Here is a 12,902-nt window from a genome sequence, read left to right on the forward strand (position 1 = left end):
AACTAACGGATGAACAAAGGTGGTATTTAGATAGATATTTGGATATGTCGGAGGAACTCTGTAAGGCATATCACCTAAAAGAAGCCTATAAGGAATGGTTTGAAAACGCTAAAAGTATTGGCGAGGATAATATTATGGAGGTTAAGGAAGGGTTATTCTCGTTTTATGAAATGGTGGAAGACGCTGGTATTCCCGAAATGAAAGAAGCGATTAAAACGTTTATAAACTGGCAAATAGAAGTGCTGAACAGCTTCACTTATAATTATTCCAATGGCTTTTTAGAAGGTATAAATAATACCACTAAAGTTCTAAAAAGAAATGCTTACGGGTTTAGGAACTTTAGGCGATTCAGAGCAAAAATCTTATTGAATCGTCAGTATAAAGGAATTGGGTTACAAATAGGTTAGGGTGGCGAAATAAAATCACCACCCCAACATTTGACTTAGAACCTTTAAAAATAGGGTTAGGTATTACAATGATTCAGAGTCAACTGAGGCCATTAAATAGTAGCATGGGTGAAAATAGAATACTGCTGAACAAAATAATAAGGTTGTATATGGGATTTGTTATATTAATGTTCATCTTGTTAATTTAAGAGGGAATAAAAAGACATTGGAAAAGAATCAATCTCACCAATGTCTTTTATGTTTTTATTCACTATACGCAAGAAAAATAGAAGACAAATATTGGCTATGCATAACTCCGGTATAATGCGGATAAGTCCAGTTCGAGCTACCAGATTGCATCATTGAATACTCCACTGGATTTAATGCTGTGCTAACTACCTTACAACTAATTGCCCCTCACTGGCATAGACATCTTGTATTTCTTCCCATACAAGTCCATCTATACTGCCAGGCTGTTTAATTAACCAAGCTTTCAACTTTTTCATCTACTTATACGAGGGATTTTAATAGTCACCTTGCGAATAAGTCAGTTCATAACTGTGGCTGTATATTTCTACTAAATTCCCGAAAGGATCCTCACAATAAACCATACGATACGGTTTTTCACCTGGATAATATTCACGGATTGGCATACGTTGTTTTCCGCCATGAGCAACAATTTTTTCTACAAGCCCTTCTACATCGGGATCTTGAACTGCATAATGGAAAATACCTGTTTTCCAAAATTCGAAGTTATTTTCCGGTGTTTCATTATTATTGAACTCAAACATCTCAATGCCGATACCATCACCTGTTGCTAAGTGTGCAATACGAATTGTCCCCAGCCAGTGCCAAATACATCTTTGCACATAATACCGATCACACTATCATCCTCTTTTACTTCAGACGGCTCCATCATGATATACCATCCCATAACTTCTTTATAAAAATTTACAGCTTTATCTAAATCTGGAACAGAAAGCCCTATATGTGAAAATGTTCGTGGATACCTCAAATCCTATCTCTCCTTTTTCATAATAAAAATAGTATAATACTAGGGTGTCAAATTTAAAAGTAGTTACTTTTTTGTATCCTAGTAACTAATAAGTAACCTAATTAATATGAAAGAGGATGAAATCAGTGCAAGAGAATTATTATAATATTCCAGTTGAAGCTACCTTAGAAGTTATTGGTGGAAAATGGAAGGTCCTAATTTTATGCCACCTAAAAAATCAAAAAATGAGATTTAGTGAATTGCAAAGGTCCATCCCACAAATAACAAAAAAAATGTTAACTCAACAATTAAGAGAGTTAGAAAATGACGGAATCATTAATCGTTATGTATATCAGCAAGTACCACCTAAAGTGGAATATTCACTATCCAATACCGGAGAGTCTTTAAGAAAGGTTCTTGACATCATGTGTGCATGGGGAGAAAAAAGAATAACAAATCAATTAGTAACTAGTAAGGAATGAATGTACTAATAATACCGCTGCACTCCACAATCTAGCCCAATTACAGAATTGGAGAATTCCGTTTAAGATTATTGTTAGTTACTCTCGTGAAGAGACACCATCAGTTATTGTCCAAACCATAAGCTTGTTTACCAACAGCTTGTGGTTTTTTATATTGTAGAAATCCTCATCATACAACATCAAGAATATTTCTCATTAAACAGTTATTTTTCCAATTTTCTGCTATATATATTAAACTAGTAGCAGGAGGTCTTGTATAATGAAGAAAATAATAGTTGTTTTAGTGTTCTTGACTATCCTAATATTCGGTTTTGTTGGCTATCTCATTTACACTGACATGAAAGCCACAGAAGTGGATAATAACACTGAAAATCGAAGTTCCGCTGAAGTAAATGAGATGCGAGAATCTGCAGGTGGGATTATAACAGAAGACGATATGCAATCCTTCAAAGCACAAGGATTGAACCCCTTTGGTCAACAAACATCTTTAATAGAATTAACCGATACAGACTATCAAGAATATATTCATGGGATGAGCCATCAAAAGGTAAAAGCTGAGCAAAAATGGGGCTTTTATCAAATTAACTCCGAAAGAATAGATTGGTTACTAGAAGGCCTTAATAATACTGTTCTTAGCCACAGCAATGTATATAGACAAATTTTAGAAAAATGGGCGAATGGTGATTTTCAAAACGCAGATGATGACCATAATGCAATATGGGAGTTACAGGGTGGTACAATCGGACGGGCAACAGGAGTACTATCTTTAGAAGAAGAAAAAGAGTATATAGAAAGTCAGTAATAACCAAAAGAAACTGCTCCAAGTATTGGAACAGTTTCTTTTTAGTGTATTAATTATATCTTATCAAGAAGTATTTCTTCTTCCCTCTTCTAATGATTGTAAACTTACCTTCCAATCTATCTAATTCTGAAACAACGTAATTTACATCCTGTTGTCTTTCACCATTAATGGAAACTGCACCATTTGTAATGTCTTCCCTAGCCTGACGCTTGGAAGAAGAGATTTTCGCATTTACCAGTAGATCCACTAATCCGATATCAACTTTATCTGCTTGATATGATGGTACATCCTTAAATCCTTGTTCAATTTCATCAGCAGTTAGTGATTTTAAATCACCACTAAATAGAGATGCAGAAATCTTTTGTGCTTGTTTTACTGATTCCTCACTATGAACCATTCTTGTTACTTCTTCAGCAAGCCGTGTATGGGCAACTCGTTTTTCCGGATGATTTTCAACTTCTTTTTCTAGTTCCATGAGTTCATCTTCACTTAGGAAAGTAAAGTAACGTAAGAACTTCATCACATCGCGGTCATCTGTATTAATCCAGAACTGGTAAAACTCATATGGACTTGTTTTATCTGCATCTAACCATACAGCATTACCAGCAGATTTTCCAAACTTAGTTCCATCTGCTTTTGTAATTAAAGGAACTGTTAAACCAAAAGCCTTTACCTCTTCCTCTTCATTTTCTCTTGCACGACGAATTAATTCCATTCCCGCAGTAATGTTCCCCCACTGATCACTACCACCAATTTGAAGCGTGCAATTTTCTTGTGTATATAACTTTTGAAAGTCTAACGATTGTAGGATCATGTAGCTAAATTCTGTAAAAGATATCCCTTGTTCAATGCGAGCGGATACAGATTCTTTTGCTAGCATGTAGTTTACACCAAAGTGTTTTCCAGCATCACGTAAGAAATCAATGATGGTCATACTACCTAACCAATCATGGTTATTTCGTACAACTACTGGATTCTCATCTTTATCCACTTCTAATATTTTTGAAATTTGTGCTTTTAGTGCATCACTAAATCCTTTTACTACTTCTTCTGTGTTCAGGGAACGCTCTGTAGAACGACCGCTTGGATCCCCAATCATACCTGTACCGCCACCTACTAAGGCAATTGGCTTATGGCCTGCTTTTTGGAATCGCTTTAACATCATTAATGGGACTAAGTGTCCGATGTGTAAGCTATCAGCAGTTGGGTCAAATCCACAATATAATGTTACTACATTTTCTGATAGATGCTTTTCTAACCCTTCTCTATCAGTAACCTGGTTAATAAGTCCTCTTTTTTCTAAATCCTCTAAGATATGCATCTTATTCACACTCCATTTTTTAATAAAAAACAAAAAAACCCATTCCTTATTAATTAATAAGGGACGAGTTTTAACACGCGGTACCACCCTTGTTGCAAGTTATGCCACTTTGGGGTTTTTAACGATGACTTCACCGTCTTAATTTTACCTATTGGCTCATTAAGATTGCTCCAGAATTGTATTTCGCCTGCAAATATATACTGGTTCACACCACCACCAGCTCTCTTTGATAGGGATTTGCAACACTACTACTTCCTTCATAGCATGAATCTATAATATTACAACTATCATATATAATATATATAAAAAAAGCAATTATTTTTTACAAAATTCTTGTACCTACTATACATTTGCCTATGCTATAATTATTCTTGGAATAATAGGAGGTTTTATCGTGGATTTTAAACAATTACTCCAAAAAGTTGGTACTAAAGTAAAATCAATCTGGAGCACTGGTAAAGTACAACGTGCATCAAGAATTACATATGATGTTGTCTGGAATGTTATTTTGTTTTTTGTTGTTATTGGAATTATCGGGATGTTCTTCGGTGTGGGTGTCGGATTTGGATACTTTGCCTCTTTAGTCAAAGACGAACCAATACGTCCATATGAAAGTATGGAAAAAGATATCTATAATTATGAAGAAACATCCAAATTGTATTTTGCTGGAGATATTTATTTTGGTGATATCCAATCTGATCTTCATCGAGAAGAAACGAAATTAGAAAATATATCACCAACATTAATTGATGCCGTCTTAGCAACAGAAGATGAATTCTTCAAGGAGCATAATGGTGTCGTACCAAAGGCAATTATTCGAGCACTTGTTCAAGAATTTACTAATTCTGATATGAAGTCTGGAGGAAGTACATTAACCCAACAACTTATTAAAAACCAGATTTTAACGAATGAAGTTTCCTTTGAACGTAAAGCAAAAGAAATTCTACTTGCCATGCGATTAGAACAATTCTTTGAGAAGGATCAAATACTGGAAGCATATCTAAACATTATCCCATACGGACGTGGCGCCAATGGAAGAAATATCGCAGGTGTTCAAACTGCTGCCAAAGAAGTTTTTGGGATTAACGCTGATGAAGTTAACCTTCCACAAGCTGCATTTCTTGCTGGTCTTCCACAAGGTCCTTCTTATTATACACCGTATCAAGGTGGCGGTGGATTAAAAGACCAGGCGGGACTTGACCCTGGAATTAACCGTATGAAGGTAGTTCTTAACCGTATGTATGAATTAGATTACATTACAGAAAAGGAGTACAATGAGGCGGTTAATTATGATATCGTTGCTGATTTCATCGCTGAATCTGAATCTCCTATAGAAAAATATCCATATCTAACATTTGAATTAGAAAAAAGAGCTAAAGAAATTATTATGTATGACTTAGCTAAAAAAGATGGATTCTCTAAAGAAGATTTAGAAGAAGATGAAGAATTAAAAGGTGAATATTCAATATTAGCTGATCGTGACCTTCGACGAAATGGATATAATATCCATTCAACGATAGATAAAGAAATCTATGATGCATTTCAGGAAGTAGCGAAGAATTATCAGCATTATGGTCCCGATTGGACTAGCGAAACAATTGATCCTGCTACTGGTGAAGTAATACCTTCTATGCGGGTTGAAGCAGCAAGTATATTAATTGAAAATAAAACCGGGAGAATTATTAGCTTTCTTGGTGGTCGTGGGTATAGCCTCGAAAATCAGCTGAATTATGCTACAGACATGGTACGTACCAATGGTAGTACGATGAAGCCTATTCTTGCATACGCACCTGCAATGGAAAAAGGTGTAGTTCAACCAGGAACTCCTATTGCCGATGTTAAGACAACATGGGTAGCGGGTGGTAAAAATTATCAACCGCAAAACTTTGATTATCGCTATCATGGTATTATGTCTGTTCGTGATCATTTAACAGACTCCTATAACGTACCTGCCATTAAGGTATACACTCAAATAAATCATGATAATCCTGTGGATCAATATTTACGTAAAATGGGAGTTACAACTCTGGAAGATAATGAATATGCAAACCCAGCCTTAGCAATTGGAGGTACCACTCACGGTATCTCTATAGAAGAAAACACAAACACCTTTGTAACCTTTGCTAATGGCGGTAACTTTGTCGATGCCTACATGATTGAAAAGATTACCGACCAAGATGGTGAGGTAATTTATGAACATAAAACGGAACCAGTAGAAGTATTTTCTCCACAAACCAGTTACCTTACAACGGATATATTACGTGATGTTGTTAGTGAAGGTACTGCTAACTATTTACGTTCACAACTAATTTATCCAAATGTTGACTGGGCCGGTAAAACTGGTACTACCCAAAATACTCATGATGTTCATTTTGTTGCTTATAACCCGAACGTGACAATGGGAACTTGGTTAGGTTATCGTATAGGACAGTCATTGAAGTGTGATAGTTGTGCTTTATATGAAGGTAATAGAAATATAAAATTGTGGGCAGAGCTAATGAATGCAGCATCAGAGATTAGACCCGATTTAGTAGCTCCTTCAGAAAAATTCAAACAACCTGACGGAATCGTAACTAGAAGCGTTTGTGCTACATCTGGTATGCTTGCTTCCGATTTATGTCAAAAAGCAGGACTGGTATCAAGTGATATATACAATGTCAATTTTGTACCAACTCAAGTTGACGATAGTCTAGTTTCAGGATCCTATGTCCTCGTTGATGGAAAGTCTGTACTAGCAGGACCAAAAACACCAAAAGAATTTATTCAGGATGACGGTCTATCCTTTAACCCTGAATGGATCATACGAAATGGATACGATAAACTAGCTGATTTAACAGAGCTATTCCCTAGTTTCCGTAGGGAGGCTTGGGAAAAGATTTCTTTACCGAATATAGAAGGCCATAAATCAGTAGTTAACGATGATGGAAAAGCTCCTGGTGCACCTTCCTCATTAAAGAATAATGGTAACTCCTTGTCATGGAAGGCCTCCGGTAGCAACGATGTTATCGGATACCGAATTTACCGTGCAAATAAGCCAGGCGATTCATTCGGTCTAATCGGTCATTCTGTTAAAAGTAGTTTTAAAATACCAAACGGTAAGGGTGTTTACCATGTGAAAGCAGTTGACTACTTCGGATTGGAATCTTCTGCGTCAGAAGAAATTGTTGTCGGTGATTTCTCAGAACCAGAAGAACCGAAGAAAGATGAAACCCCTGAACAACCGGAACCTGGTAAGGAAGAAGAAAAGCCAGATCCAGGTGAACCTGTTGAATCTGGAGATCCAGAAGAACCTGAAGATCCAAGTAATCAATAAGGATAAGTTGGTTCTAACGATGTTATTCAATCGTATTGAAGAAACTTAATGGGGTTTGAATAAAGAATGAGAGATTAAATTGTTAAGTATTGCAATTAGTTAAGAACAATGTGTACTACAAATAAGCACTATCCTAATTCAATTTGAACTAGGATAGTGCTTATTTATTTCTATGCTAATTAGGCTGTTATCATAATGTTTGTTTTCTTTTGTCTTGGTGGTGATTATCTAATTTAGAATCCTATTCACTGACTAGTATAAGAAACTATAAACACAACACGTCCTGAAAGTCCTTTATTTCATTTGCCAAGTCTTAATTTTATCTCATTTACTAATAATTGCTTCTCTTCTTCAGAAATACCGTCAGCAGAAAGCTTGCGGGCTGCAATCGGAACAATCCATGGGTCTACTTCCTCATAGGTAATACCGGTAAGAAGTGTATATTCATCCACAAATATTCTAATTATACTTCCCCTTATTGCATCAAAATATCTAACAATATTTTGCTGTGTATCTGCTGGTAGAACAGCATATTTAATCATTATTATGTATTCAGCAACGTCCGTTTCTGGATTTCCACAAGAGGCATCATTCCAATCAATAAATACTGGATTTCCATTGCTCATTACTATATTGTTAGGATTTGGATCACCATGGCACATCTGGCTTTTTATAGGCAAACCATCTAAAATACCAATAACTGCATCTTTTTCAGAATCATTTAAGTAGTTCACACTAACTATCTGTTTCTTCAAGAATTCTCTTTGTGGACGTAACTCCTTATGAGATATACGATGTATTTCACTTAATAGACGTGCAGTATGTCGAATATCATTAAAATCTAACGTTGATTGACCTTTGCTTACCTGTTCGATTATATTATTAAATAAGCGTTCTTTTAACGTCTCGCCAACTACCCGATCAAACACAATACCAGGCCGGTCATTATACGCTACAATTTCATAGGGCCTAGGAACAGCTAACCCCATTTCCCAAGCAATAAGATTATTCTTAAATTCCCTTTCTAAAGCTATTTTGTGAGTATTTGGTTTTGCTAATTTAATCACTTTGTTTCTACCTTCCCATTCAAACACCTCTGAGTTTCCACCTTCACCAATCTTTCTACCAATCTTCACAGTAAATTCCCCCGATTATTGTATTTTACTAAATCAATTCATTACTCGGCCCTATTTATGGAAACCAATTTACAATTTCTATATTAAAAGAATTTTGAATACAAAGTATAATCAGCAAAAATCAGATGCTTATGTAGCCACATAATACCTTTTAGAAATTAATCAAGAAAAGACTAAAAATTAAAACGATAATCTTGTATAATAAAACTAATACAAAATTTGAGTGGTGAAAATAAGATGGAACATTTAAAAACTTACAATAGCAAAAAACATCAAGCAACCAACGTTATCATTGAAGGGCCAGTCCCTTCATCAACACTCGAAAACTATATTTTTCATCATGATTTGACATCTTTCCGCCCCGCTAGTAAGCAATTTCAGGCTCTTTTAGATATAGCTGGTTTACCTGATGGGCGAATTATCATTGCAAGAACAGAAGATACGATAATTGGATATGTAACCTATTTATACCCAGATCCTTTAGAAAGATGGTCAACCTTCCAAATGGAAAATTTAATAGAGTTAGGGGCTATTGAGGTCATTCCTGAATATCGAGGAAGTGGAATAGCGTCTAGTCTATTAAAACTATCTATGATGGATCCTTTTATGGAAAACTATATTATTATCTCTACAGAATACTACTGGCACTGGGATTTAAAAGGAACAAATTTAAGTATTTGGGAATATCGAAAGGTCATGGAAAAAATGATGGCTTCTGGTGGACTGCTCCCAGCTCCTACGGATGACCCTGAAATCATTTCACATCCGGCAAATTGTTTGATGGTAAGAATTGGTTCCCATGTTACAGAGGATGCAATACAGCAATTTGAAACGTTACGTTTTTTAAAACGACATCAAATTCGAAGTTTTAGGGAGGGTTTATGATGCATGTTGAAAAAATAATGAATCAAAATGTTATTACATTAGGACCTTCAGATTCAATCGAAAAGGCACATCAGCTTTTAGTTAATCATAAAATCAGGCATATTCCAATAGTGAACGAAGACTATTGTGTAATCGGAATTGTATCAGATCGTGATATTCGCGATGCAAGCCCATCTATTCTAACAAATGGTCCAGAGAAGGAAGTGTTGGGTAAAGAAATATCGACTATTATGAGTAGCCCTGTTATAACAGCACATCCTTTAGATTTTGTAGAAGAGGTTGCCCGAATATTTTATGATAGGGAAATTGCATGCTTGCCTGTAGTAAGTAATGAAAAACTAGTAGGTGTCATTACAGAAAAAGATTTACTGTATACATTAATTCAGCTAACCGGTACACATGTACAAGGTTCCCACATTGAGGTTAAGGTTCCACACAGGCCAGGAATTTTACCAGAAGTTGCATCCGTATTCGGAAATCGAGGTGTCAATATTTCCTCGGTGTTAGTCTATCCTTTTAATAATGATCCTGATTATAAAATATTAGTTTTCCGCGTCCAAACAATGAATCCGTTACCAATCATTCGTGATCTAAGAGATGCTGGATATGAATTAATGTGGCCAAACAATATACCGGAGCCTAGATTATGAACAAAAACATAAAATTTATTTTTGATCATTCTTTACTAAATTACCGCTTTAACGATGAGCATCCGTTTAATCAAAAGCGTGTTATCCTAACAAAGGAGTTACTCAAAGAATCTGGACAACTAACAGAAGATCAAATTATCCCCCCTCGAGTAGCATCTGATGATGAGATAGCACTGATTCATGACCTTGCTTATATACGTGCAGTGAAATCTGCGAATCGTATGGCACAGGAAGACTTAATTAAGTTTGGAATAGGTACGGAGGATACACCAGTTTTTTCTAATATGCATGAAGCTGCAGCTCAAATAGTAGGAGCTACACTTTCTGCTGTTGAAGCGGTCATGATAGATGGTGCTCAAGGAGCCGTTAACTTTGCTGGCGGATTACATCATGGCTTCAAACAAAAGGCATCCGGCTTTTGCATTTATAATGACGCTGCAATAGCAATCAAATATATACGTAAAAAATTCGACCTTAAAGTATTATATGTTGATACAGATGCACATCATGGTGATGGTGTACAATGGGCATTCTATGACGACCCCAAAGTTTGTACTTTTTCCATTCATGAGACAGGTAGATACCTTTTCCCTGGTACCGGGAATGTGAATGAACGAGGAATTAAAGAAGGTCATGGATTTAGCTTTAATTTACCAATCGATGCTTTTACACAGGATGAATCTTACATAAGCATTTATGAAAACGCTTTACGAGAAATAGCTGATTTCTTTCAGCCAGATGTGATTATTACACAAAATGGTGCAGATTCCCATTTCTATGATCCACTTACCCATCTATCTGGTTCGATGGCTATTTATGAAAAAATTCCTGAAGTTGCACTTGAAATTAGTAAGTTATACTGTGATGGAAAATGGATTGCACTTGGTGGTGGTGGTTATGATATTTGGCGAGTTGTTCCTCGAGCATGGGCACAAGTTTGGAATGTCATGAAGGATGAACATCCATTACATGGTGATTTACCAGCAACATGGACACTTAAATGGCAGAAAGAAGCACCAGTTACCTTGCCATTAACATGGCATGATCCGGTGGAAGAAATTCCCGTAATACCAAGAAAAATAGAAATTGAAGAAAAAAATAATGGTACATTAATGAACTTACTAAAGTATACAAACAAAAAAAGTGGAAGCACTCGAATAGGGATGTAAGAACTGAATAGTATCATGGAGATTAAATACTAACATGGATTCGTAGGTATACAAATAATGAATATTTTGGTCAAAAGAAAAAAGGAGTTGATTTGATTTCAACTCCTTTACTTTTCTGTTTCTACGATATTATTTTCAAGAATAACTATTTCTACTCTTCTGTTTTTGCTTCGGTTACTAGCATTATCGTTTGGTACAATTGGTTCTGAGTCACTATACCCACTAATCGCAAAACGTCCTTCATCCAAACTATTCTTATCAACCAAAAATCGAACAACACTACTAGCTCTTGCACCCGATAATTCCCAGTTTGAGGGGTATCTAAAGCTCGACATTGGAACATCATCCGTATGCCCTTCTACTTTTATATCATTATCGATTTGTGCTAATAGATTACCTACCTTTGTCAAAAACGGTAGTGCAGAAGGTAATATTTCTGCTTCTCCTGGGTCAAATAATATACTATCTTGTAAAACTAAAACAACACCACGTTCTGACCGATTCGCAGATACTACATTATTTAAGGCATTCTCATCCAAATAATTTTCTACTTCCACCATTAATTCATTAAGGGAGTCATTTTCTTTACTAGAATCTGAATCTGCTTCATCTTCTTTATCATCTGACACTGGTAACTCATATTCATTTAAATCTTGACCTTGCTTCTCTACACTTGTACTCTCCGCTGGATTATCCATTGGTACAGAGGAAGGTAAGAAATCAAATATCATTCTATTCCGAAAAGAATCAGAAACAGCCTCAAATTTTACAGTGTCAACTTGGGACATAGAGAATAACAAAATAAAAAAAACTAGAATCAATGTGACCATGTCGGAATAGGTTACCATCCATTTTGGTGCACCTTTATCAATTTTCTTTCTAATTTCTCTACGCTTCATTTAGGCCCTCCCCAACAACGGAGGAATCATATGCATGCGATTCTTTTGATTTTGTATCGTTTGAAAGAAATGCTCCTAATTTTTCTTCCAAAATACGTGGGTTTTGACCAGATTGAACACCAATAACACCCTCGATAATAATTTGTTTAATAAATACTTCCTCTTCTGTTTTATTCTCAAGTTTACTTGCCATTGGAGTAAATACTAAATTAGCTAGAACTGTACCATATAAAGTGGTTAATAATGCGACAGCCATACTTGGACCTAGTGCCGATGGATCTTGTAAGTTATTCAACATCAACACAAGACCTATTAACGTACCAATCATCCCCCATGCCGGAGCATATTCGGCACATTTTTCTAGGATCATTCTACCACGATAATGGCGTTCTTCCATTGCCGTAATTTCAGCATTCATAATATCATGAATTACTTCCGGTTCGATGCCGTCAACTGCAAGAAGGATTCCCTTTTTAATAAATGGCTCGTCCACATCATCTAGCTCGTTTTCTAATGCTAAAATTCCCTCTCTTCTTGCACGTTCAGAAAGTCTAATAAAAAGATTAATTAATTCAGAAAGCTGACGGTCATTTTGTTTAAATGACTCCTTTAACACTTTTCCTGTTAATTTTATTTGGTTCAAATTAAAGTTAATGAGCAGTGAACCAATCATCCCACCTATCACGATAAATACAGATGCAACATCTAGAAAGGAAACAATTCCTTCTGTACCAGAATTAGAAAGTATTGCTCCCATTATCATAATAAAGCCCAAGGTAATTCCGATTGGAGTTAGTAAATCTCTTTTTCTCATATTCTCTCTCCCCAAACTTCCGCTTCATATTACACTATATTTTTCTATCTA

The 12,902-nt window shown here is 35.7% G+C and carries 11 protein-coding genes, 1 pseudogene and 1 other annotated feature; of the genes and pseudogenes, 7 read left to right on the top strand and 5 right to left on the bottom strand.

Annotation, left to right across the window (positions count from 1 at the left end; genetic code table 11):
- Positions 1-407, top strand: a 407-nt coding sequence (locus K332_RS0111015) for an ISL3 family transposase (RefSeq protein WP_026907247.1), incomplete at its 5' end; no start/stop codon positions are given.
- Positions 408-910: 503 nt separating this feature from the next.
- Here the strand turns inward: K332_RS0111015 and K332_RS22370 are convergent.
- Positions 911-1,401, bottom strand: a pseudogene (locus tag K332_RS22370) (lactoylglutathione lyase family protein).
- Positions 1,402-1,526: 125 nt separating this feature from the next.
- Here K332_RS22370 and K332_RS0111030 point away from each other — a divergent pair.
- Together K332_RS0111030 and K332_RS23275 are read left to right on the top strand one after the other, a co-directional pair.
- Positions 1,527-1,862 (top strand): winged helix-turn-helix transcriptional regulator, encoded by a 336-nt coding sequence (locus K332_RS0111030; protein ID WP_026907499.1) that lies wholly within the window; start codon positions 1,527-1,529, stop codon positions 1,860-1,862.
- 259 nt (positions 1,863-2,121) lie between these two features.
- On the top strand, positions 2,122-2,664 hold the full coding sequence (locus K332_RS23275) for a DUF6241 domain-containing protein (RefSeq protein ID WP_051359431.1): 543 nt from the start codon (positions 2,122-2,124) through the stop codon (positions 2,662-2,664).
- Positions 2,665-2,713: 49 nt separating this feature from the next.
- On the opposite strand, the gene tyrS is transcribed toward K332_RS23275, so the two are convergent.
- Complete coding sequence (tyrS, locus tag K332_RS0111040; protein ID WP_026907500.1) at positions 2,714-3,985, bottom strand: tyrosine--tRNA ligase; 1,272 nt, start codon at positions 3,983-3,985, stop codon at positions 2,714-2,716.
- 56 nt (positions 3,986-4,041) lie between these two features.
- Positions 4,042-4,255: a binding site (T-box leader), on the bottom strand.
- 124 nt (positions 4,256-4,379) lie between these two features.
- Between tyrS and K332_RS22380 the strand changes: the two genes are divergently transcribed.
- Positions 4,380-7,298, top strand: a complete 2,919-nt coding sequence (locus K332_RS22380; protein WP_036688720.1) for a transglycosylase domain-containing protein — start codon at positions 4,380-4,382, stop codon at positions 7,296-7,298.
- A 299-nt stretch (positions 7,299-7,597) separates the two neighbouring features.
- Here the strand turns inward: K332_RS22380 and K332_RS0111050 are convergent, their stop codons facing one another.
- Entirely contained in the window at positions 7,598-8,434 is an 837-nt protein-coding gene (locus K332_RS0111050) for an aminoglycoside phosphotransferase family protein (RefSeq protein ID WP_026907501.1), read from the bottom strand.
- A 237-nt stretch (positions 8,435-8,671) separates the two neighbouring features.
- Here K332_RS0111050 and K332_RS0111055 point away from each other — a divergent pair, with 237 nt between their 5' ends.
- The 3 genes from K332_RS0111055 to K332_RS0111065 are packed head-to-tail and all read left to right on the top strand — an operon-like array spanning position 8,672 to position 11,138.
- Positions 8,672-9,319 (top strand): GNAT family N-acetyltransferase, encoded by a 648-nt coding sequence (locus tag K332_RS0111055; RefSeq protein ID WP_026907502.1) that lies wholly within the window; start codon positions 8,672-8,674, stop codon positions 9,317-9,319.
- Positions 9,319-9,969: an acetoin utilization AcuB family protein gene (locus K332_RS0111060; protein ID WP_026907503.1), complete on the top strand. Its 651-nt coding sequence runs from the start codon at positions 9,319-9,321 to the stop codon at positions 9,967-9,969. Before K332_RS0111055 ends, K332_RS0111060 begins: the two co-directional genes overlap by 1 nt.
- Positions 9,966-11,138 carry an acetoin utilization protein AcuC gene (locus K332_RS0111065; RefSeq protein WP_026907504.1) on the top strand — a complete coding sequence of 391 codons (1,173 nt, stop codon included), beginning with the start codon at positions 9,966-9,968 and terminating at the stop codon, positions 11,136-11,138. Before K332_RS0111060 ends, K332_RS0111065 begins: the two co-directional genes overlap by 4 nt.
- Before the next feature lie 107 nt (positions 11,139-11,245).
- Here K332_RS0111065 and motS read toward each other — a convergent pair whose 3' ends face one another.
- Together motS and motP are read right to left on the bottom strand one after the other, a co-directional pair.
- The gene (motS, locus tag K332_RS0111070) at positions 11,246-12,037 is read right to left on the bottom strand and encodes a flagellar motor protein MotS (RefSeq protein WP_026907505.1); all 792 of its coding nucleotides are present in this window, start codon (positions 12,035-12,037) and stop codon (positions 11,246-11,248) included.
- A complete protein-coding gene (gene motP, locus K332_RS0111075) occupies positions 12,027-12,851 on the bottom strand; it encodes a flagellar motor protein MotP (protein ID WP_026907506.1) in 825 nt (274 codons plus the stop codon). The genes motS and motP overlap by 11 nt, the downstream gene beginning before the upstream one ends.
- Positions 12,852-12,902: the final 51 nt, after the last annotated feature.

Source organism: Paucisalibacillus globulus DSM 18846 (genome assembly GCF_000482485.1).
In the GTDB taxonomy this organism is placed as follows: Bacteria; Bacillota; Bacilli; order Bacillales; family Amphibacillaceae; genus Ornithinibacillus; species Ornithinibacillus globulus.